18 protein-coding genes are annotated in these 22,629 nt (G+C 69.7%); 8 read left to right on the top strand and 10 right to left on the bottom strand.

Going from position 1 to position 22,629, the window contains the following annotated elements; genetic code table 11:
• The 3 genes from VGZ32_RS21725 to VGZ32_RS21735 form a co-directional block, all read right to left on the bottom strand.
• A partial coding sequence (locus VGZ32_RS21725; RefSeq protein ID WP_326887983.1) for a metal ABC transporter permease occupies positions 1-890 on the bottom strand: 890 nt, incomplete at its 3' end.
• 5 nt (positions 891-895) lie between these two features.
• On the bottom strand, positions 896-1,780 hold the full coding sequence (locus VGZ32_RS21730; RefSeq protein ID WP_326887984.1) for an ABC transporter ATP-binding protein: 885 nt from the start codon (positions 1,778-1,780) through the stop codon (positions 896-898).
• Positions 1,781-1,811: 31 nt separating this feature from the next.
• A complete protein-coding gene (locus VGZ32_RS21735) occupies positions 1,812-2,765 on the bottom strand; it encodes a metal ABC transporter solute-binding protein, Zn/Mn family (RefSeq protein WP_326887985.1) in 954 nt (317 codons plus the stop codon).
• 365 nt (positions 2,766-3,130) lie between these two features.
• On the opposite strand from VGZ32_RS21735, the gene VGZ32_RS21740 reads away from it, so the two are divergent.
• From VGZ32_RS21740 to VGZ32_RS21760, 5 genes are all read left to right on the top strand, one after another.
• Entirely contained in the window at positions 3,131-3,790 is a 660-nt protein-coding gene (locus VGZ32_RS21740) for a hypothetical protein (RefSeq protein WP_326887986.1), read from the top strand.
• A 180-nt stretch (positions 3,791-3,970) separates the two neighbouring features.
• On the top strand, positions 3,971-4,732 hold the full coding sequence (locus VGZ32_RS21745; RefSeq protein ID WP_326887988.1) for a YcnI family protein: 762 nt from the start codon (positions 3,971-3,973) through the stop codon (positions 4,730-4,732).
• A gap of 87 nt (positions 4,733-4,819) precedes the next feature.
• Positions 4,820-5,680 (top strand): DsbA family protein, encoded by an 861-nt coding sequence (locus VGZ32_RS21750; protein WP_326887989.1) that lies wholly within the window; start codon positions 4,820-4,822, stop codon positions 5,678-5,680.
• Between the two features lie 142 nt (positions 5,681-5,822).
• Positions 5,823-6,689 carry a patatin-like phospholipase family protein gene (locus VGZ32_RS21755; RefSeq protein ID WP_326887990.1) on the top strand — a complete coding sequence of 289 codons (867 nt, stop codon included), beginning with the start codon at positions 5,823-5,825 and terminating at the stop codon, positions 6,687-6,689.
• Positions 6,686-7,726 carry a 1-acyl-sn-glycerol-3-phosphate acyltransferase gene (locus VGZ32_RS21760; protein ID WP_326887991.1) on the top strand — a complete coding sequence of 347 codons (1,041 nt, stop codon included), beginning with the start codon at positions 6,686-6,688 and terminating at the stop codon, positions 7,724-7,726. The genes VGZ32_RS21755 and VGZ32_RS21760 overlap by 4 nt, the downstream gene beginning before the upstream one ends.
• Positions 7,727-7,771: 45 nt before the next feature.
• Here VGZ32_RS21760 and VGZ32_RS21765 read toward each other — a convergent pair whose 3' ends face one another.
• The 4 genes from VGZ32_RS21765 to VGZ32_RS21780 form a co-directional block, all read right to left on the bottom strand.
• Positions 7,772-9,388: a cellulose binding domain-containing protein gene (locus VGZ32_RS21765; RefSeq protein ID WP_326887992.1), complete on the bottom strand. Its 1,617-nt coding sequence runs from the start codon at positions 9,386-9,388 to the stop codon at positions 7,772-7,774.
• A 161-nt stretch (positions 9,389-9,549) separates the two neighbouring features.
• Entirely contained in the window at positions 9,550-10,602 is a 1,053-nt protein-coding gene (locus VGZ32_RS21770; protein WP_326887993.1) for a low specificity L-threonine aldolase, read from the bottom strand.
• The gene (locus VGZ32_RS21775) at positions 10,599-11,996 is read right to left on the bottom strand and encodes a DUF6421 family protein (protein WP_326887994.1); all 1,398 of its coding nucleotides are present in this window, start codon (positions 11,994-11,996) and stop codon (positions 10,599-10,601) included. Before VGZ32_RS21775 ends, VGZ32_RS21770 begins: the two co-directional genes overlap by 4 nt.
• Positions 11,997-12,155: 159 nt before the next feature.
• The gene (locus tag VGZ32_RS21780) at positions 12,156-13,742 is read right to left on the bottom strand and encodes a DUF6493 family protein (protein ID WP_326887995.1); all 1,587 of its coding nucleotides are present in this window, start codon (positions 13,740-13,742) and stop codon (positions 12,156-12,158) included.
• A 347-nt stretch (positions 13,743-14,089) separates the two neighbouring features.
• On the opposite strand from VGZ32_RS21780, the gene VGZ32_RS21785 reads away from it, so the two are divergent.
• A complete protein-coding gene (locus VGZ32_RS21785; RefSeq protein WP_326887996.1) occupies positions 14,090-15,880 on the top strand; it encodes a carbohydrate-binding module family 20 domain-containing protein in 1,791 nt (596 codons plus the stop codon).
• Between the two features lie 25 nt (positions 15,881-15,905).
• On the opposite strand, the gene VGZ32_RS21790 is transcribed toward VGZ32_RS21785, so the two are convergent.
• On the bottom strand, positions 15,906-16,640 hold the full coding sequence (locus VGZ32_RS21790) for a M50 family metallopeptidase (protein ID WP_326887997.1): 735 nt from the start codon (positions 16,638-16,640) through the stop codon (positions 15,906-15,908).
• Between the two features lie 13 nt (positions 16,641-16,653).
• On the bottom strand, positions 16,654-17,718 hold the full coding sequence (locus tag VGZ32_RS21795) for a hypothetical protein (RefSeq protein ID WP_326887998.1): 1,065 nt from the start codon (positions 17,716-17,718) through the stop codon (positions 16,654-16,656).
• 242 nt (positions 17,719-17,960) lie between these two features.
• On the opposite strand from VGZ32_RS21795, the gene VGZ32_RS21800 reads away from it, so the two are divergent.
• Complete coding sequence (locus VGZ32_RS21800; protein WP_326887999.1) at positions 17,961-18,356, top strand: hypothetical protein; 396 nt, start codon at positions 17,961-17,963, stop codon at positions 18,354-18,356.
• Positions 18,357-18,387: 31 nt separating this feature from the next.
• Here VGZ32_RS21800 and VGZ32_RS21805 read toward each other — a convergent pair whose 3' ends face one another.
• Positions 18,388-19,449 carry a peptidoglycan-binding domain-containing protein gene (locus VGZ32_RS21805; protein WP_326888000.1) on the bottom strand — a complete coding sequence of 354 codons (1,062 nt, stop codon included), beginning with the start codon at positions 19,447-19,449 and terminating at the stop codon, positions 18,388-18,390.
• Between the two features lie 370 nt (positions 19,450-19,819).
• Between VGZ32_RS21805 and leuS the strand changes: the two genes are divergently transcribed.
• The coding region (gene leuS / locus VGZ32_RS21810; protein ID WP_326888001.1) for a leucine--tRNA ligase at positions 19,820-22,629 on the top strand (2,810 nt) is incomplete at its 3' end.

The raw sequence follows: 22,629 nt of genomic DNA on the forward strand, positions 1-22,629 counted from the left end.
GCCGCTCGGGTCTTGCGCCGCAGCGCATCGACCGCGCGGGCCAGCAGGTAGAGCCCGAACGCGAAGCTGGTGACGTAGAAACTGACCGGGTACGGAGTGTAGTAAGCGAAGGCCAGCGAGGCCCACGTGATCGCCACCGCGATCGCCGCGGCGGTCATCAGCGCCCTGAAGGGCCGGCGGATCAGCCGCTCGACGATGGCTCCGGGCGCGATGAGCAGCGCGAAGATCAGCAGGACGCCGGAGACCTGCACCGCCTCGCTCACCGCGAGCGCCATCAGCAGCATGAATCCGATACCGAGCGCGCCGACCCGCACCCCGCGGGCCTCCGCCACCTCCTCGTCCAGGGAGGAGAACAGCAGGGGCCGGTAGATCGCCATGATGGCCAGCAGAGTCACCACCCCGGTGACGATGGTGACCTGCATCGCGCCGGTGCTGATGCCGAAGATCTGCCCGAACAGGATCGAGTACGCGTTGGCGGCGTTTCCCTTGTACAGCGAGATGAACAAGCTGCCGAGCCCCAGCGACAGCGCCATGACCAGGCCGATGACGGTATCGCGTCCGTGCAGCCGCTTGCCGAGCACCCCCATGCCGGCCGAGGAGCCCAGGGCGAACGCGCCCAGGCCGAAGACCGGGTTGATGCCGAGCAGCACGGCGCCCGACGCTCCGGCGAATCCGATGTGCGCCACCGCGTGCGCGGCGAAGCTGGAGCCGCGCAGTACGACGAAGTACCCGACGATGCCCGCGACGATCGCGGAGGCGGTGCCCGCGGCGAACGCGTTGCGCATGAACGCGAATGAGAGCAGTTCGTGCACGTCGGAGATCAGATTCCAGGACGGCGTGGGGGTGCCGAAGCCGCCTGAGGTGTCGGCCAGGAAAACAGGGTTCGACACGGCTGTCAGTCTCCTTCGTCCGCGGCGACGCCTTGCGGGTGCGGATGCGTGGCTTCCTCTTCCAGCCCCACCACGAACACCCGGCCGCGCCGGTCGGTGAGCACGTCCACCTCGGTCTGATATAGCCGGGAGAGGTTCTCGCTGGTGATGACCTCGCTGGGCGGGCCGACCGAGACGGCGCCGCGCGCGACGTACATCACCCGGTCCGTCACCTTGAGCAGCGGGTTGATGTCGTGCGTGACCAGCACCACGGTCAGGCCGTAGCGGGACCGCAGTGAGGCGACCAGCTGCGCGACCGCGATCTGGTTGCGCAGGTCGAGGCTGGCCAGCGGCTCGTCGAGCAGCAACAGCCGCGGGCGGGCGACCAGCGCTTGGGCCAACAGCAGCCGCTGCTGCTCCCCGCCGGACAGCCGCCCGACCGGACGGTTCGCATAGCCGGTCGCGTTCACCGCTTCCAGGGCCTGATGCACGGCATCGCGCCGTTCACGCGCCGCGCGGGGAGACAGCCGCGGGCCGTATCGGTGGCCGTCGGTGCCGAGTGCCACCAGGTCGTACGCACCGACCCCGAGATCGGGATCGAGGGTGCGCCGCTGCGGCACGTATCCGATGGCCGGGTTTCCGCGCCGTGGCCGGGCTCCGAATACCTCCAGCGCACCGGCCGCGGGCGGAAGCAGGCCGAGGATCATGCGCAGCAGCGTGGACTTGCCGGCGCCGTTCGGGCCGAGCACGGTGAGGAACTCGCCGGGGGCGACGGAGAAATCCGCCCCCTGCCAGATCGCCCGACCGCCGTAGCCGCTGGCCAGCCCTTCCGCCCGAATGACCGGACCGGCCGGCCGGGGCTCGGTGGCCCCGGCCGGCGTGCTCGCCGTGCGCGTCGTCTCCACATCCATCACTGCGTCACGATCCATCACTGCGTCACGGCTACTGGGTCAGCGACGGGTTCAGCGCATTCTGCAGGTCGAGCAGCTCGCTGTTGAACCAGTCCTGGAACGGGGTGTCGGCCGGCTGGATCGTCTCGGTCACGCCGATCACCGGGATGTTCTTGCTGGTGGCCAGCTGCTTGAGGCTGCTGGTCACCGCGGTCGCGGTCTGCTCGTTGTACACCAGGGTCTGCACCGTGCCGCCGGAGAGTTGCTGCTGGAAGGCGGCCACCGACGCGGCCGGCGGGTCGTTGCCCTCGGCCACGGCCTCCATGAACTCCGGCGGGCTGATCAGGTTCAGACCGAGGTAGTTCGCCAGGTACACGAAGATCGACTCGGTGGAGGCGACCGTCTTGCCGGCGTCGACCTTCTTGATCTCGGCCAGGCGGGCGCGCATCGGCGCGAACGCCTTGTCGGTCGCGGTGCGCTGCGCGGTGAAGTAGTCCGCGTCGGCCGGGTCGGTCGCCTTCAGATCCGCCTCGATGTGGTTCTCGGCTGCGACCACGTAGTCGGGGTTGTACCACAAGTGTGGGTTGTCCCCGTCCTTCTTGCCCACCGTATCGCCCACGTTATAGACGTGCCGGGACGAGTTGGGGCTGGCGGACAGCAGCTTGTCGCACCAGGCGTCGTAGCCGACGCCGTTCTCGATCACGTAGTCGGCCTCGGCCACGGCCCGCGCGTCGGAGGCGGAGCTCTCATAGTCGTGCGGGTCGGCGTTCGGGTCGCTGACCACGCTGAGCACCTGCACGTGCGATCCGCCCAGCTGGGTGGCGATGCTGCCCCAGAAGTTCTCCGCGGCCACCACCTTGATCACTTTGCCGCCGCCGGACGACGTCGCGGCGTCCGACGTGTTCGAACAGGCCGCCAGCAGGCCGAGAACCGCCGCCCCGGCGCAGACCGCGCCCAGTCGGACCGACCGCGACGCTTCGCGCCCGTCGCCACCCCACGTCCTCATGTCCGTTTCCTCCGGTTCGCGGCGTCCCACGAGATCGCATCTGACAATCATTTTCAACGATGATGGCAACCATATTCAGCAAGCGCTGCGGCGGCAAGCCCACTGGCCGCGAGCTTGCGAGATCGCCCCGGATTCGCTTGCGTCGGCCCTTTCAAACCGGCAACAACCGGAACACGGACGACATTTGGTGAAGCGATTCGAGGCACCTGGGATGGCTGACAGCGTGACGGGCGTGGCGGATGCGCCGCCGAGGCCGTCGAACGCCGAGCCGTCCGCAGCGGGGGTCGTTGCTTCGGTGGCGTGGGGATAGCGGCGCACCACCCCGCGTGCCGCTGAGCCAGCGCAGGTGGCAGGATAGGCGCGACATGGACGATCGGCCCGTTGTGCCTACATTGCGCGCCGCAGTTTTCGCCGCGGTGTGCGTGGCCCTGGCCGAAACCGCGCACCGGCTGATGTCCCACGGCCAGGTGCCCTTCTCGGCGACCCTGGTCGCGCTCGTCGCAGTGTTCGTCCTCGCACGGATGGCTGCCGGGCGGGAGCGGGGCTTCGCCTCGATCAGTGCCGTGATGCTTTTGGCGCAGGCCGCGCTGCACATGTGGTTCAACAGCATGCAACAAGGCACCGCCGGCAGTCCTGCTGTCGCGGGTTGTGCGGCCATGCCGTCGATGGCGGGAATGGACCCGGCGTCCATGGCGATGTGCGGCGACCACTATCGCTGGGGGCTCATGGCGCTGTTGCACACCAGCAACGGCATGTTGGCCGCACACGGCATCGCCGCGTTCGCCTGTGCGTGGTGGCTGCGGCACGGCGAGGCCGCGCTGTTCCGCCTCGCCCGCGGCCTGATGCTCGTGCTCATCGACATCGTGGTCGCAGTGCGCGTCGTGTGCGCCGCCGCCCCCGTCGTGCGGTCTGGACAGCGCGGCATATCCCTGTCCGCGTGCACTGCCTGGCGTCCAAAGTGGTTGACGGTTTTGCGGTACGTGGTGGCGCGGCGTGGTCCGCCTCGGGTGAGCGTGGCGGTATAGCCCTCACCTTTCCGGACGTCGCCGCTGGCCACGAGTGCTGCGGCGGCGCGCTGCGGGAGCTTCGTCGTGATCACGCATGCGGTTCATGTACGCATGCGCCGACGCGGCGTCATCCACTCTTCGGCGCGGCTCGCTGCCGACGCCGTCCACCCATTCCCGTCGTTTGGAGTGCGCTTCACCGTGTTCCCGATTTCCATCCCCCGCCGGGCCCGGCTCGTCCTCGTGCCCGCCGTCGCGGCCGCCGTCGTGGCGCTGACCGCGCTGCCCGCCTCCGCCCACGTCACCATCAGCCCCGACACCGCGACCCAGGGCGGCGGCGACGTGCAGTTGATCTTCCGCGTGCCCAACGAGGAGTCCAACGCGTCCACCACGCAGCTCCAGGTCGCCTTCCCCACCGACCACCCGATCGCCTCCGTTCTGGTGCAGCCGGTGCCCGGATGGACCGCGAAGATCGACAACGTGACCCTGTCCACCCCGATCCACACCGACGACGGGGACATCTCCCAGGTCGTGTCGCAGATCACCTGGAGCGGCGGAACGATCGCACCGGGGCAGTACGGCGCGTTCACCGTGCTGATGGGCCAGCTGCCCTCGGACACCTCGCAGATCGCGTTCAAGGCCGTGCAGACCTACTCCAACGGCGACGTCGTGCGCTGGATCGACCTCACCCAGCCGGGGCAGCCGGAGCCTGACCACCCCGCGCCGGTGCTGACGCTGACCAAGGCCGCGGACTCCACCGGGACCGCTGCCGCGGCCTCGTCCAACACCGCCGCGAGCGGCAGTGGAACCACCGCGGCCGCTTCGGCGAGCGACTCCACCGCCCGTGCCCTCGGCATCGCCGGGCTCGTCGTCGGCGTGCTCGGACTGGCCGCGGCCGCCTTTGCCCTGACGCGTCGCCGTAGCGTGGGCGGCGCCGGCTCGAGCGGCGACGAGTCGCTCTGAACCAACGTGCTGCCGGTGCCCACGGGCACCGGCAGCACCCACCCTCGGGGATCCGAATGCGAACGACCACCTGGAAGGCCACGAACCATGACCGCCAATCATGACCGGAAACCGGGGGCTCAGCGCCGGGCCGAGCAGCTGCGCGCCGCGCAGCAGGCTAAGACGCGTCGCAAGCGCCTGATGGTCATCTACGGCTCGGTCCTCGGCGTCATCGCGGTCGCGGTCGTGATCGCGCTCATCGTGGCGAACGCCTCCGCACCGAAGACGCCCACCGCGGTCCCCGCCGGCACCGTCGCCGACACTACGGGCGGATTGGCCGCCGCGGACGCCATGGCGGTCCCGCTCGGCCAGGCCAACGCACCCGTGCAGCTGACCGTCTACGAGGACTTCCGCTGCTCGGTGTGCGGGCAGTTCGAGGCGACCTATCAGGCTGCTTACAAGCCGCTGATCGCGAGCGGAACGCTGCGGCTGCTCATCCACCCGGTCAACCTGATCGACAACAATCTGTCCGGCACGTCGGGGTCCGTCCACGCGGGCAACGCGGCCGGGTGCGCCCAGGACGCGGGCAAGTTCGAGGCCTATCACGACGTGCTTTACGCGAACCAGCCCGCCGAGAGCGACGACCTGTTCGCCTCGGACCAGACCCTGATCGCCTTCGCCAAGCAGGTTCCCGGCCTGGACACGCCCACCTTCGAGTCCTGCGTCACCAGCGGCCGTTACGACGCCTGGGTGCGCAAGAACTTCGCGGATCTCACGCAGGTCACCAACAACCAGCCGGGCACCCCGACCTTCTTCGCCAACGGCAAGCCGTTCACCCTGCCGTCCGGCTCCACGGCGGCTGCGGCACAGGCGGCCTTCACCGCCGCGATCGACAAGCTCGCCGGAACGACTCCTCCGGCCGCCCAGTCGTCTACCGCGGGGTCGGCCTCGACCTCGGCCACGCCCTGACATCGGTGCTGGCGGCGGCTGCGGCGGTCACCTGCTCGGCGGAGTCGTATTACCGTCCCGAGCGGTGGCTGCCGCCACGCCGGTCGATCGCGGTGATCAACAGGCCGGTCCCGACCAAACACCCAGAGGGCATACTCCAGGTATGGCACCGTCAACGCGTTCACGGCCGGCACGGGCATACGAGACGGCATTCGTCCTGGGCGGCGGCGGGCACCTCGGCGCGTACGAGGTCGGCATGCTGCGCGCGCTCCTGGAAGCCGGGATCAAGCCTGACCTGGTGCTGGGCACGTCGGTCGGGGCGATCAACGGCTCGGTGCTGGCCGCCGACCCCACCGCCCAGGCGGTCACCCGGCTCGAGGAGCTGTGGACCGGCCTGAGCGGTGGCGGGATCTTCGAGGCCAACCTGTTCAGCCGGCTGGGCACGGCCGCGCGCACCCGCACCCACATGTACTCCAACACGATGCTGCGGCGGATGCTCGAATCGGAGTTGCCCGTCGCCCGGATCGAAGAGCTGGCGGTGCCGTTCCAGTGCGTCGCCGCCTCGATCGAGCGCGCGGCGGAGCGCTGGTTCACCAAGGGGCCGATCGCGGACGCGGTGCTCGCGTCGTGCGCGGTGCCGGGCCTGCTCCCGCCGGTGGTCGTCGACGGGGAGCACTACCTCGACGGGGGCCTGGTCGACAGCATCCCGGTCGGCCGCGCGATGGCGCTGGGCGCGCGCACGATATACGTGCTGCACGTCGGACGGCTCGAGCAGCCGCTGCGGCCCCCGCGCCGCCCGTGGGAGGTCGCGGCGGTCACCTTCGAGATCGCGCGGCGCCACCGGTTCGCCCGCGACACGGCAGACCTGCCGCCGGGCATCAGCCTCCACGTGCTGCCCACCGGTGCGGACACGGATCGCGCGACCAGTTGGGCCCAGTATGTGCGTTACCGAGACTTCGAGGAGACACGGGACCGGATCCAGCGCGCGTACGTGGCCTCGGCTGCGTATCTCAGCGCGAGCCAGGCATGAAGCGCCTGCTCCTGCGGCACACGGTGCTGCGGCGGCTGGTGACCATTCCCACGGCTCTGCTGCTCTTAGTGGTCATCGGCGCGCTCACTCCGGTCGCCATCGTGATCAGCGGCCTGCTCGCGCTGCGCCCGGGCGGCCGAGGGCGGGTCATGCGGATCGCCCTGTTCGCGGTCGTATATCTGATCTCGGAGATGGTCGGCCTGCTCGGCGCCGCGTGGCTGTGGGTGCGCGCCGGGCTGGGCAGAAGGATCGGCGACCCGCGCATTCAGCAGGAGCACTACAACATGTTGGGCGGAATCCTGCGCGGGCTCTACGCGGTCGGCACCACGCTGTTCAACATCCAGGTCACGACGGTGGGCGCGCCGCACGGTGACGCCGAGCCGACCCTGCCGGCTACGCCGGGCCGCCCGCTCGTGGTCCTCAGCAGACACGCCGGTCCAGGCGACTCCTTCCTCCTCGCGCACGCCCTGCTCACGCTGGCGCACCGCAGGCCCCGGATCGTGCTCAAGGACGCCCTCCGGCTCGATCCGGCCATCGATCTGATCATCAGCCGCCTGCCGCACAGTTTCGTGAGCCAGGAGCCGAACGGCGGCGAGATCGCGACCCGCGAGATCAAGCAGATCGCCGGCACGATGGGGCCGACGGACGCGCTGCTGGTGTTCCCCGAGGGCGGCAAGTTCACCCCGCGGCGCAGGCTGCGCGTGATCGCGAGCCTGCGTCGCAAAGGTCTGGCACGGGCGTCCGAACAGGCGCGTCGGCTGCACAACGTCCTGCCCGCGAAACCGGCCGGGGTGTTCACGGCGATCGACGCGGCGCCCCACGCCGAGCTGGTCTTCCTCGCGCACACCGGACTCGATCACATCCAGAGTGTGCGCCAGACGTGGCAAGGCATCCCCCTGACCCACCCGGTCGAGGTGACGTGGTGGACGATCCCCGCCGAGCGCGTGCCCTCCGACGAGGACGCGCGACTGCGCTGGCTGGCCGGCAACTGGGCCGAGATGGACGCATGGATCAGCCGGACGCAGCCGCCGGCGTAACGGATCGCCGGGCTCCGCGGAGCCCGGCGATCCTTGTGCCGGACCTCAGCCGGTGTAGCCCGCGAACATCTTCGAGAACTGATACGGCGCCTGGGAGATCTCCGTGCACGTGGACAGCCCGCCGCCACCGGTGCACGGCTGGTCGCGGGTCACCGCCCAGAAGCCGAGCTCGCTGAGGTGGTTCTGCTCGGCGAACGTGATCAGCTGCTGGGCGTCGGAGAAGCCGAAGACCTCGTCGGACTCGTCGTTCTGGCCGATCATCGGGGTCACGCCGACCATGGCCCAGGTCTGCGCCGTCGTCAGGTTCGGCCAGACGCCGGCGATCTGGGCGCGGGTCGACTGGGCCGCCTGGATCGCATAGGCGCCCATCTTGCCTGCGGGGTTGGGCGCGGTTGAGTCGCCGAAGTCCATGGCCATCACGTTCACCGTGGTCACGTTCACGCCGTGGGCCGCCGCCGACTGCAGGATGTAGACGCCGTCCGCCGTCAGCCCGCTCGGCAACACCGGCAGAGTCAGGCTCACCTTCAGGTCGCGGCCTTTCGCGCGCTGGGCGGCCTGAACTGCGGCGATCGCCGCGGACCGGCGGTCCACCGAGGCGTGGTCGGCGACTGCGGCGCCTTCGATGTCGAAGTCGATCCGGTCGAGCGAGTAGGCGTTCACGACCTTCTGGTACTGCGCGGTCAGGCTCGGCACGTCGGTGCAGGACTGGGCCAGCTCGGCGCCGTTCTCGCCGCCGAACGACACGCGCACGTCGCCGCCCGCCGCGCGGAGCGCGTCGAAGTCCGACTTGTCCCAGCCGGCGCCCGGGTCGAACGCGTTGAACCAGCTCGCGGTGCAGGTGGTGGACCCGTTGATGACGAAGCCGAGAGAGAACTGCTTAAGTCCGGTCGCCGACGCGAGTTGCGGCAGGCTCGGCGTGGGCCAGGCTCCCATGTCGACGTAAGGGGCCGCGGTCCCCGGTTCCGTGCCGCTGCCCGCGACCGCGGTGACCGCGGCGCTGTGCCCGGACTCGTTGCCGGCCGCGTCGAACGCGGTCACGGTGAACGTGTGGCTGCTCCCCGCGAGCAACCCTGTGATCTTCGCGGACGTGGCGGTCGTCGTCGCGATCACGCTCGAGCCCTCATAGACGTTGTACCCGGTGACGCCGACGTTGTCGGTGGAGGCGTTCCAAGCCAGGGCGATGCTGTCGGGCCCGCTGCCGGTCGAGTGCAATCCGCTCGGTGTGGAGGGCGGCGTGTTGTCCGGCGGCAGTCCTTGGCAGGGTTCGTTGTTGATGAGGCAGTTCGCCGGAGGCGAGGCGGCTCCGGTGGTGCTGACGTCGAGCCCCACCGGATCGGCGCTGGCACCGGGCGCGAGCGGCGAGGCCCAACTCGGGGACGTGACGGTGTAGTGCGTGCCGCTGCTGGTGTACGAGGCATTCCACAGGCTCGTGATGGCCTCGCCTGCCGCCAAGTCGAAGGTCATCGTCCAGCTGTTGATCGTGGCGTTCGTGTCGTTGGTGATACTGAACTGGCCCTCGAAGCCGCTGCTCCAGCTTTGCGTCGTACTGAAGGTGGCTATCAGTCCGGCGTTTCCGGCTGCCTGCGCGGCGGGTGTCGAGGCTACGGCGGCGCCCCCGATCAGGGCGAGGGACGCGAGAGTTGCAAGCGAGACGCGCCTCACGGCGGGTCCTCCTCGGTGAGCGCGGCGCACCGGGCACCGCGGACGGGAAACCTGCGCCGTGCGCCGCGGCACTTTCAGATTGGTCCAGACCAGTGGGTGCGTCAAGCGCCCTTACCAGATTCGGGCAAGGGTGACCCGGGCGCTGACTCCTGTCAGCGTTATCAGCGTCGGAGTTCTTCGGCGATGGCCGCGGCGAAAGTGTCGATGTCTGCTTCGGTGGTGTCGAAGGCGGTCATCCAGCGCACCTCGCCGGTGTGCTCGTTCCAGGTGTAGAAGCGGAAGCGCTTCTGGAGGCGCTCGGTGACCTCCGCCGGGAGGATCGCGAAGAGGGCGTTGGCTTGGGGCGTGCGCACGACTTCGAGCCCTGGCAGATCCTTGACCTCGGCGTAGAGCCGCTGGGTCATCGCGTTCGCGTGCGTCGCGTTCCTGAGCCAGAGGTCGGAGCCGAGAAGCGCCTCGAACTGCACGGAGACGAAGCGCATCTTGGACGAAAGTTGCATCGCCGCCTTGCGCAGGAACTGCATGCCGCGGGCCGCGTCCGGATCGAGGACGACGATCGCCTCGCCGAGCATCATGCCGTTCTTCGTGCCGCCGAACGAGAGCACGTCCACGCCGACGTCGTTGGTGAACTGCTTGAGCGGCAGGCCGAGGGTCGCGGCGGCGTTCGCCAGGCGGGCGCCGTCGAGGTAGACCTTCATGCCGTGCTGGTGGGCCTGGTCGCAGAGGGCTGCGATCTCCTCGGGTGTGTAGCAGGTGCCGAGCTCGGTGGACTGGGTGAGCGCGACGACGCGGGGCTGGGCCCGATGCTCGTCGCCCCAGCCCCACGCGTGCCGGTCGACCAGTTCCGGGGTGAGTTTGCCGTCCGGGGTGGGCAGGGTCAGCAGCTTGAGTCCGGCGACCTTCTCGGGGGCGCCGCACTCGTCGACGTTGATGTGGGCGCTCTCGGCGCAGATGACCGAGTCCCAGCGCTCGGTCATCGACTGGAGGGCGACCACGTTCGCGCCGGTCCCGTTGAACACGGGGTACGCGTGCGCGGCGGGCCCGAAGTGGTGCTTGAAGACCTGCTGGAGCGACTCGGTGTAGACGTCTTCGCCGTAGCTGACCTGGTGGCCGCCGTTGGCCAGCGCGAGCGCGTCGAGGATCTGCGGGTGCACGCCGGCGTAGTTGTCGCTGGCGAAGCCCCGCAGTTCCGGGTCGTGTCGGCGCTCGGTCATCGGCCGTCTCGCTCGGTGGTCACGGTCGTCTCGGCGGCAGTCGTCTCGGTGAGCGGGGCCGCGGCCGCGGTGATCCCCTTCGTGGAGGCGATCACCGGGCGCAGCTTCTTCTCCAGTGCCTCGTAGAACATGCTCAGCGGGAACTCGTCGGCCAGGACGAGGTTCACCAGTTCCTTCGGGGCGCCGTCGAGCGGCAGCACCTCGGGCCAGGGAGCGTACAGGCCCCGGGACCAGGTGGACGCGGGGTGCGGCGTCACGAATTCGGCGACCAGCTCGTAGGCCGCGATCCAGTGGGCGGTCTTCGGCCGGTCGATGCCGTCTCGGTACAGCGTCTCGATCCGCTCGAGCAGCGCGACGGTCGCGGGGGCGGCCCGGTCCCAGTCGATGCGCAGGGTGTTGTCGGTCCACCGCAGCACGCCGTTCTTGTGCAGGTAGGCGAACAGCAGCTGGCCGCCGAGGCCGTCGTAGTTGCGCACCCGGGTGCCGGTGATCGGGAACCGGAAGAGCCGGTCGAACAGGATCGCGTACTGGATCGGCCTGGCCTGCGCGAGTCCCTCGGCTTCGAGGCGCACCGCCTCGCGGAAGGTGGTCAGATCGCAGCGCAGCTCCTCGAGGGAGTAGAGCCAGTACGGCATCCGCTGCTTGATCATGAACGGGTCGAACGGCAGGTCGCCGCGGCTGTGCGTCCGATCGTGGATCATGTCCCACAGGGCGAAGGTGTCCTGCGTGGTCTGATGATCGTTCAGGAGCGCCTCGGTGTCGGCCGGAAGGTTCAGCCGGGTCGTCGCGGCGGCGGCGGTGGTGACGGCGCGGAACCGGGCGGCCTCCCGGTCGCAGAAGATGGCGCCCCACGTGTACACCGGCACCTCGCGCACGGCCACGGTCTCGGGGAACAGCACGGCCGAGTTGGTGTCGTAGCCCGCGGTGAACGCCTCGAAGGTGATCGGGACGAACATCGGGTTGTCGTAGCGCGAACGCTCGAGCTCAGCCAGCCAGTCCGGCCAGACCACGCGGAACAGGACGGCCTCGAGATTGCGGTCCGGGTTGCCGTTCTGCGTGTACATCGGGAAGACGACGAGGTGCTCGAGCCCGTCCTCGCGCCGGCGTTCCGGGTGGAACTCGAGGAGCGAGTCGAGGAAGTCCGGCACGCCGAAGCCACCGTCGGCCCATGTGCGCAGGTCAGCGGCGACCGCGTGGTGATACGCGGCGTCGTGGGGGAAGAGCGGGGCGAGTTCGGTGAGCGCGTCGAGGACGGTGCCGAGGGCGGAGCGGGCGTCCGCGAGGTCGTGCGCGGCGGCGTCGATGGAGCCGTCCTTGGCCTGGAGCGGGCGGATCTCCTCCACGGCCGCGGCGAGGCGGCGCCAGGCGGGGTGCTCGGCAGCGGCAGATCGCATCGGAGCGCGCAAAACCGAACCTATCTCCGTCATCATGCCGCCCTTCCGCAAGTTTTTCGCTAGAGACGTCAATTTACTATAGGAATTCTCGCCTACCGAGACGAGCGGAGGCAAGGCTCAGCTCGAGGAGCGCTCAAGGGCGGATGGTGGGACGAGTCCTTACCGTAGGGAGTCGCACAGGCGACGGGCCGCCGCTGACACCGGTGATCGGCTGGATCTGCCGGCCAGGCTGGTCAGCAGACCGGCAGTGGCGGCCGGGACGCGGGGCGGCTTCTGGCCGTTGCGGTGGACTGTCTCGAGCGCTGTGGTCGCGACGTCGAGCAGATGCGCCGTGTAGGGAACGGGGTGGGGGACGGCCGGGGGCGCGATCGCCGGGAGCCAGTTCAGGATCGTCGATGCGATCGATGCCGCGGCCCGGCCAGCTGCCCCGGGACGGGGCTGGTCTTCGAGGGCTTGGCGCAGGATCGGCGTCGCGGCGCGCAGGAACTGGCGGCCCGGCCGCACCGCGCAGCCAGTGAGCGCGGCGGCGAACTGCGCACCGTCGAGCTGCCCGGACCCGGCCAGCAGCGTCAGCGCCTCGGCGGCGTCGGTCCGTTCCATAGGGGAGCGCGAGACCAGGCCGCGGGCCAGGGCGACGCTCATGCCGTGACCTGGGCTTATCGCTCCCGCGTAGCGGTACACGCGGCTGATCTGGGTCAGCAGGTGCGGCTCGCAGCACCCGCCGTGCGCGTCAGGGTGCTGTGGATGCCACGACGCGGCGGCGGCCACCAGGTCCGTATGCGCGGGCAGCAGGCCAGGCCAGCAGATCGGCCAGCAGGACCCGTCGGCGAGCGCGACCGGCGCGTTCCACCCGCGGCGCAGAAGGTGGATGAGCGTGATCGGGGCCGCCGGGCCGCCCGGGTCGGTCGCCAGGCGCGCGAGCGCAAGGCCGCCGGTCGTGGACGGCATGGGCCGCACGGGCAGAGGGACGGGAGACGACAGTGGGTTGGGGACGGCCGGGAGCGTGGGGCGGCCACCGCGTAGCCACCCCTCGAGACGCCGCCCGTCCGGGGATGCCAGCTGCCGCGCGGCCCGGATCGTGGCCGGGCCGGGGTTCAGCGGCAGCCTGAGCAGAGCCTGGTCGAAGTCGACCGGCCACGGCTGCCAGCCGGCGTCCTCGGCCGCCGAGATCCGCGCGACCAGGATCTCCGGTGCGATCCAGCCGGCCGGGTCGGTCGGCGTGCTCACCAGCTCCACCGGGCTCGGCGCCCCGATCCGCGCGGCGATTTCGGCCAGGCGCAGCGTGAGGATGTCGGCCGGGGTCCGCAGGATCAGGCGGTCCACGCCCGCCGGGCGGTCGAGCGGGAGGTCGAGGCGGTCGATGAGCGCGGCCAGCGTCACGGAGACGCCGCGCGGACGATCGGAAGCCGGGAGCCAGACCAGGACGTTGACCAGGCGGTGCAGCTGACGCAGCGGTGTGGCGGCGGGCAGGTCCCGGGACCGCTCGCCCGGCGTGACCTTCTCGGTGGTCTCGGCGAGCGCGCCGCGAATCCCCGGCCAGTCCGTCCGCGCGGACCGGACCAGGTCGGCGAGCGTCTCTTCGAGGGCGAGGATGTCCGACGGGCCGTGCACCAGCAGCTCGGCGACCCGCGCCGCGATCTCGGCCGCGGGCCGGCCGTCAAAAGTACTCGCAGCGACATCAGACCTAGGCATCAGGGCCACCGGCGCGCTCGGCGTTCGCATGTCCTCGGCGTCGAGCGCGCGCACCGCTCCTCCTTTCGCCCCCGTGCCAAACCTCCATGCTGCCAGCACGCGCGTTCGGGTGGAAGTCGTGGCAAGGCATTGACTAGGCGCGTGCGGCGTGCGGCGGAGCGCGCGAAGCCGGTCACGAAGAATCACAGAAATGCTGACATCTTATGCAATCCGGACCAGCGTCGAACGCGTGGCGCCGCGCCCCGTTGGTGTCTCGACCCGGAACCCAGCGTCTGGCGGCTCTGCGACAATGCGCCCAATCGACACTTTCCGGGCGACGGCCGGCGGTGTACCGTCACCAAGAGCGCGTTCTGTCACGGGGCAACGAGGCCTGCGTCGTAGAGCGCTGAGATGGAGCGATGATGCGCCGTCACCCCGGAAGGTCTCTCGCTGCCGCCGCAGCCCTCGTCGCCGCGACTGCCGTCCCCGTCGGCCTCGTGAGCGCCGCCGCACCCGCGCAGGCGAGCAGCCCGGCCAAGGACGTCACCGCGAACCTCTTCATGTGGAACTGGACCTCGGTGGCGTCGGAGTGCACGAACGTCCTCGGCCCGGACGGATATGCCGCGGTCCAGGTCGCCCCGCCTGAGGACTCGATGACCGACGCAGCGGACGGACACCCGTGGTGGGAGATCTACCAGCCGGTCGATTACAACCTGACCAGCCGCATGGGTAACGACGCGCAGTTCCAGACCATGGTCACCGCGTGCCACCAGGCGGGCGTGAAGGTATACGTCGACGCCGTCCTGAACCACATGGCGAGACAGGACGGGAACGACACCAGTTACGGCGGCGTGAGCTACACCCCCGGATCGTCGTACCCGGCGTACTTATCAGCGGACTTCCACAACTACCCGAACGACTGCCCGGTCTCCTCGGATCAGATCACCGACTGGAACAACTACCAGCAGGTCACCGAGTGCGAACTCGACTCGCTGCCGGACCTGCGCACCGAGTCCGCGCACGTCCGCACCACCGAAGCCGCGTACCTCAACAAACTGATCGGGTACGGCGTGGACGGCTTCCGCCTCGACGCCGCCAAGCACATCGGCCACACCGACCTGGCCGCCCTCGAAGCGCTGCTGAACAAGGACACGACGACCGGCCAGCCGGTCTACATCGTCCAGGAGGTGGCGCTCGGCAGCACGAACACGCAGTTGCAGCCGGACTCCTTCGAGAACACCGGCAGCCTGATCGGCTTCGACTACGCCGACGCGATCAAGACCCAGTTCACCGGCGACATCACCAACTTCGGCGGCTTCTCCACGTGGAGCCTGATCCCGAGCCAGTACTCGTCCACGTTCGTCAACAACCACGACACCGAGCGGGACGGCTCGAACCTGAGCTACAAGAACGGCGCCACATACGTCCTGGCCACGGAGTTCCTGCTGGCCTGGGGCTTCGGCACGCCGCAGGTGTATGCGAGCTTTACCTGGAACAACACCAATGACTCGCCGCCCTCAGACGCCAACGGATACGTGACCAACACGAACTGCAACAGCGGCTGGTACTGCACCGACCGGATCACCGGCGTCGCGAACATGGTCGCCTGGCACAACCTCGCGCTGGCCAACGGCGACCCGGTGACCAACTGGTACACCGACGGCACGAACCTGATCGCGTTCTCGCGCGGCCCGGACGCCTGGATCGCTCTCAACAACGAGTCGTCCGCGCAGACCCGCACCTTCACCACCGGCCTGCCGGACGGAACCTACTGCGACATCATCCACGGCTCGGTGTCCGGCGGAGCGTGTACGGGCTCGACCGTGACCGTGTCCGGCAACCGCGCCGCCGTCACGGTTCCGGCGAACGACGCCGTCGCGATCGACCGCAACAGCCGGGTTCCGGGGCCGCCCGCGACCACGTTCACCGTCAACGTGAACGCGAACGCGACGACGACCTGGGGCCAGAACGTCTACATCGTCGGCTCGATCCCGGCGCTCGGCAGCTGGAACACGGCGAACGCCGTCGCCCTCTCCTCGCAGAACTATCCCTCCTGGACCGCCGCGCTCAGCCTGCCGACGAACACCTACTTCGAGTACAAGTACATCAAGATCGACGGGAGTGGGAACGTCACCTGGGAGAGCGGGAACAACCGCTACTACACGACGGGATCGTCGGGATCGATCACGTTCAACGACACCTGGCACTCATGACCCGATCCCGATCTGATCCGACCCCTTACTTGCCGTAGCCCTGGAACGCGGTGGGCACCAGCCAGTGCCCACCCAGGAGCACCGCGCCCACCGCGACCACCACGAACAGGGCGACCCAGAACGCGCCCGGGGTGCGGGTCAGCTTCGCCAGCTGGTCCGCGTCGGAATTCGGCGCCCGGCCGGTCCGGCGCTGCCACTGGAGCTCGAACACCGGCCGCACCCCGCCGAACAGCAGGAACCACACCGCGAGATAGGCGAACCCGGCCTGCACCCGCGCGCCGGCGTACCAGGACACGACGAACGCGACCACGCCGGTGATGAGCACGGAGATCAGGCCGTAGAAGTTGCGCAGCATCAACAGCATCAGCGCGAGCAGCCCGACACAGACCCACAACAGGGCCGTGACGTGACCGAGCCCGAGCAGTGCCGCGCCGCCCAGCCCGAACAAAGACGGCGCGATGTACCCGGCACTCGCCGTCAGCACCATGCCGAACCCGTACGGCTTGCCGTAGGAGACCGTGACGCCCGAGGTGTCCGCGTGCAGCCGGATGCCGCTCAGCCGCCGACCCGTGATCAGCGCCGCCACCGCGTGGCCACCCTCGTGCGCGATGGTCACCGCGTTGCGGGCCACCTTCCACGCAGGCCGGTAAGCGACCGTGGCCAGCGCTACCGCCGCCACCGCCAGTACCAACGCGCGCGGCGGGGCGGGCTGCGCGCTGCTTATTTCATGCCACAACTCGGTCATACTCGACACGGCCATGCGGGCAAGGATGCTAGATCGGATAGGGTCCGGTCCAGCCTCCACTCTGGGCGGTGAAATAAAGCGGCGGTTCCGAGAAGCGGGCGAGCACGAACAAATCGAGCAGGCCGCCGCCGTCTCGGTACCCGGCGGCCAGCGGGGCGCCGGGCGGCAGACCGACCCCGTGCGGCACGACGCCGACCGACCACGTCCCGTCGGGTTCGTGCGCGTATTGACGTAGCCGGCCCTCCTCGTCGACGACGAACAGCAGGAGACGGCGGCCGCCGTCCCGGTACGCGGTCGTCAGCGCGGCGGGCGCGAGCAGCCCCCCGACCGGCAGCGCGCGCGCCCGCCAGCCGAACTGCCCGCGCTGGAACTCGTACAGCGAGCCGTCCTCGCCGACCACGAACACGCTCAGCTCGTCCGTGCCGCCCGCGTAGCCGGTGGCCAGCGGCGCGCCGGGCGGCAGCGGCGGCGGTTCCGCCAGGTCTTGTCCCAGGCTCTCCGGGATCCAGCCGCGCTCCGGCATCCCGACCACGCAGCGCAGCCGGCCGACCCGGTCGATCGCGAACAGGCTGAGCAGGGTGCGCCCCTCCTGATAGCCGGTGGCCAGGTTGGCGCCGTGCGGCAGAACCGACTCGGAGGGCAGTACCGCGGCCCGCCAGCGCCCGTCGTCCCCGCCCTGGAACAGCAAGGGCTCGCCGGACCGGCTGACGGTGAAGATATCGAGACGCATGGATGCGCGTTCGAGCGCAGTGACCAGGCTGGCGCCGGGCGGGATCCCGATCCCTCCGGGCACCAGGTCCGTCTCCCACCCGCGCACGCCGTCCGCCGTATAAATGCGCAGCAGCCCGTCACGGTCGACCGCGAACACGTCCAGCCGGTGCCCGCGCTGACGCTGCCCAGTGGCGAGCGCACCAGGAGGGTGCATCTCCGTGCCGAACGGCAGGCCGTCGGGCTGCGGCAGGGTGACCGGCGACCAGGCATGGCCGTCGTACGCCGTAGCCCGCAGCACTCCGGCGTTGTCGATATAGAACAGGTGCGGGCGATCCGGATCGCGCCGAAGCCCGGTCGCGAGCTGCCCCCCGACGCGGCTCACCGCTTCTCCGTCTCCCTCGTCCTCGTGGCGCTTCGTCCGGTTCGTCGGTCGACGTGCGGGCAGTGCTTCGCGTGTGCCGTGTTCACATACATGTTGGTACACCTGGGCGGTTTCTGTCGCGATTTTCAGTAACTTTCCCGTAGCTCGGTGGTGCGCGTGAGGTGCCTGGGTGCGCCCATGGCGGCGCTGACGCCGGCACCAATACTGGCGCGGTGATGATCTGTGGTCAGATAATCGATCCCGTGCACTCCGCGGATCCGGACCGCCGCTTCCTGTTCTGGGCCACCTTCCTCGGCGGCGACCCGGACCGGCCGCTGAGGGTGGCGTTCGAGCTCGAAGGCCATGGCAGCGGCTTCTACTTCCGGCACGAGGGCGACCAGCCGGTCAGCCTGCTGCGCTACGACCGCTGGGTCGACCCGTCCACCCCCTGGTACACCGGCCTGCCGCGCGGTGCGGTGCTGCGCGCGGCCTCGCCGTCGTTCGGGGGCGTCTGGCGGCCCAGTGAGCTGCCCGACCGCAACGTCCTGCTCGGCTCCGACTACGGCGAACCGGTCAGCTCGGCGGAGGCGACGGAGATCGCGGAGTTCCTGGGGTACGAGCCGTGGATCCTGGACGAGCCGACCGTCTCGAACCAGTAGGCCCGACTGAGGCATCGGGTCGGCCGCCCGGCTAGCTGGCGTACTCGGCCGTCTGCTGGTGGAGCCGCGCGAATGTCGGGACGTCACAGCCCCCGGATGGTACTGGACCCTGGTCGCCATAAAGGAAGTGCCGCTTGAACGCCATGATCGCGAAGTCGGTGGCCTTGCCGTAGTAGCCGGTGCCGTCCGGGGTGGGTCCGCGCTGCTGCTGGACCTCCCGGAGCGTCCATCCCGAGTCGCGGTACGTCGAACCATCCGGGGCGGAGTACAGCAGGCCGAGGTCGGCGAGCCGCCGCTGGATGTCGACCACGATCGCGCCGGTGCTGCCCAGGTTGATCCCGATCGGCGCGGTGCTGGCGGACGGGCTGGCCGAAGGCGATGCGCTCGGGGACGGGGAAGGCGGCTCCGGCGGCGGGACGCTCGGGCTCGCGGGCACCGCGTGCCGGCCCGGCGCCGGACGCGCGGCCTGGGCGGATGCCGGGCGTGACGAGACTCTCGCGGGCAGCGCCGTCGGAGCGAGCGGGCCGCCGTTGCCCCCGTGGTCGATGACGATCAGCGCGGCGCCCGCCAGCGCGGCCAACACTGCGCAGACCAACAGCGCTGTGGGCAGGCGCGCCGGTATCCGTCCGTTGTCGAGCTGCGCCGACAAGTCGTCGTCCGGCGGGCCGGGAGGGGCTGCCTCGGCGGGCGGCGCGGTGTACTGGATCAACGTCGGCGTGTTGACGGTCGGCAGCGAAGCGGAGACCTGCGCCGGCAGCCGCGCGGGAAGCTGTGCGTTCGGCCGCGGCTCGTCGGCGCTGTCCAAGGCCAGAGCCGCGCGCAGCGCCTCGACGTCTAGCGGCGTGGTCACGTCGAACGCCCCGCACGGCACCCGCCTGCCGCCGGAATCCTCGCCCACTGCCTGTACGTCGAGAGCGCGGCGGAACGCAGAAGTCTGAGCGGATCCGGCAGAACCGCGGGGATTGCCCACCGATGCCTCGGCGACCGCCTGCTTGTCGAGCGCCCGGCGGAACGCAGAAGCCTGACCGGGCGCGGCGGAGCCGGCCGGAGGGCTCGCCGATGTCTCGGCGCCGGGCAACTGTGGTGCGTCCACTCGTCCTCAGCACGTCACTTGGGTCGGGACACTACCTGTAGTCGCACGGACGCTACCGCAAGACACTCAAGTTCCGTAAGGGAGAGCCGGGCCTCAACGGGCGCGCGGCGTCTACGAGTACTGCGCCACGAACGACACAAGAGCGCTCCTAGCACACAAGCACCCTATTGTCGACCATGGAACGCCGGGCCAGGTGGTACCCTGATGCCGTGAAAGCAGTACGCCTGCTCCTTACCGGGCCGCGCTGAGAACGGTAGAGCCGGAAATCGGCTCCTCAGCGTGGCGACCCCTCCTGTGCGAGGGGTTTTTGCATATCCGGACCAAATTGGCGCAGACCGGTAACGGCGACAGACACCCGAGGGGACTTTCGATGAGCGAGAGCACCAGGCTGGCCTCCGACGAGCCCGCGCACCGCTACACAGCGGTGCTGGCGGGCGAGATCGAGGCGCGCTGGCAGGCGTACTGGGAAGAGCACGGCACGTTTCAGGCCCCCAACCCGTCGGGGCCGCTGGCGACCGGGAAACCGGTGCCCGGAGATAAACGTTTCATTCTGGACATGTTCCCCTACCCCTCCGGTTCCGGCCTGCATGTCGGCCACCCGCTGGGCTTCATCGCGACCGACGTGTACGGCCGCTACCAGCGGATGCTGGGCCGCAACGTGCTGCACGCGATGGGCTTCGACGCCTTCGGGCTGCCCGCCGAGCAGTACGCCGTGCAGACGGGCACCCATCCGCGGGTGACCACGGAGAAGAACATCGAGCGGTACCGCGCCCAGATCCGCCGGATCGGCCTGGCGCACGACAAGCGGCGCGGCGTGGCCACCACCGACGTCTCCTTTTACCGCTGGACCCAGTGGATCTTCCTGCAGATCTTCAACGCGTGGTACGACCAGACCGCGCGGCGGGCGCGGCCGATCGCCGAGCTGGTGGCCGAGTTCGAGTCGGGCGCGCGGCCGACCCCGGACGGCCGGCCCTGGTCCGAGCTGTCAGCAGCCGATCGCGCCGACGCGATCGACGGCTACCGGCTGGCCTACATCTCCGAGGCCCCCGTCAACTGGTGTCCCGGCCTGGGCACGGTGCTGGCCAACGAGGAGGTCACCGCGGACGGCCGGTCCGAGCGCGGCAACTTCCCGGTGTTCAAGCGCAACCTGCGCCAGTGGATGATGCGGATCACCGCGTACGGGGACCGGCTGCTGGAGGACCTGGACCGGCTGGACTGGCCCGAGCCGATCAAGCTGATGCAGCGCAACTGGATCGGCCGGTCGGAGGGCGCCCGCGTGCGCTTCCCGATCGACGGCACGCACATCGAGGTATTCACCACCCGCCCCGACACCCTGTTCGGCGCGACGTACATGGTGCTGGCCCCGGAGCACCCGCTGGTCGACGAGATCGTCCCGGCCGCTTGGCCCGCCGACACCCGGGCCGCGTGGACCGGGGGTGCCGAGACTCCGGCCGAAGCCGTAGCCGCGTATAAGGCACAGGCCGCCGCTAAGTCCGAGGTGGAGCGGCAGACCGAGGGCCGCCAGAAGACGGGTGTGTTCACGGGCGCCCACGCCATCAACCCGGTCAACGGCGAGCGTGTGCCGGTCTTCGTCGCGGACTACGTGCTGTGGGGCTACGGCACCGGCGCGATCATGTCCGTCCCCGCGCACGACCACCGCGACTTCGAGTTCGCCCGCGCCTTCGACCTGCCCATGCGCATCGTGGTCGAGCCCCCGGCAGGCACCCCCGAGCGGGTCGAGGACTGGACCGAGGCGTACGTCTCGCACGACGCGCCGATCGTCGCCTCCGCCAACGACGAGGTCTCGCTGGACGGCCTGATCGTCCCCGAGGCCAAGAAGCGGATCATCGCCTGGCTGGAGGCGAAGGGGTACGGCACCGGCACGGTCACCTATCGGCTGCGCGACTGGCTGTTCTCCCGGCAGCGATACTGGGGCGAGCCCTTCCCCATCGTGTACGACGTCGAGGACCTGACTCACGCGATCGCGCTGCCGGAGACGATGCTGCCGCTGGAGCTGCCGGAGATCGACGACTACGCCCCCCACGTGTTGGACCCGAACGACGCGCGGTCCGAACCCTCACCGCCGCTGGCCCGCGCGACCGAGTGGGTCGAGGTCGAGCTGGACTTGGGCGAAGCGGGCGGAAACCGGGGCCCGCGGCGCTACCGGCGCGAGACCAACACCATGCCGCAGTGGGCCGGCTCCTGCTGGTACCCGCTGCGCTATCTGGACCCGACCAACGACGAGCGCTTCGTCGGCGTCGAGGTCGAGAAGTACTGGATGGGCCCGCGCGACGCGCATGACGTCGGTGGCGTGGACCTGTACGTCGGCGGCGCAGAGCACGCGGTGCTGCACCTGCTGTACTCGCGCTTCTGGCACAAGGTCCTGTACGACCTGGAGTACGTCTCATCCGCCGAGCCGTTCCGCAAGCTGTTCAACCAGGGCTACATCCAGGCCTATGCATATACCGACGAGCGCGGTGTGTACGTACCCGCCGAAGAGGTCGAAGAAGTCGACGGCGTGTACTACTACCAGGGCAAGAAGGTGAACCGCGAGTACGGCAAGATGGGCAAGTCGCTGAAGAACTCGGTCACGCCCGACGAGTTCTGCGACACCTACGGCGCCGACACCCTGCGCGTCTACGAGATGTCGATGGGCCCGCTGGAGGTCTCCCGGCCATGGGAGACGAAGGCCGTGGCCGGCTCCTTCCGTTTCCTGCAGCGGGCGTGGCGCAACATCGTCGACGAGGAGACCGGACGCCCCAACGTCGTCGACGAGGACCCCGACATCGAGACCCTGCGAGCCCTGCACACCGCCGCGGCAGGCGTCCGCGAGGACCTGGACAACCTGCGCTTCAACACGGCGATCGCGAAGCTGATCGTGCTGAACAACCACCTGACCAAGCTGCCCGCGGTACCGAGGCCGGTGGCCGAAGACCTGGTGGTGATGATCGCGCCGTTCGCCCCGCACATGGCCGAGGAGCTGTGGGCCAAGCTGGGCCACGAAGAGACGGTCGCGTACCGCCCCTTTCCGGTGCCGGACCCGCGCTACCTGGTAGCAGAAGAGGTCACCTGCGTGGTCCAGGTGGCAGGCAAGCTGCGCGACAAGCTGCAGGTGCCTCCCGACATCAGCGAGGACGAACTGCGCGAACTGGCGCTGAAGACCGAAGGCGTGCAGCGTGC

Source organism: Actinocrinis sp. (genome assembly GCF_035938995.1).
Classification (GTDB): Bacteria; Actinomycetota; Actinomycetes; order Streptomycetales; family Catenulisporaceae; genus DASZGI01.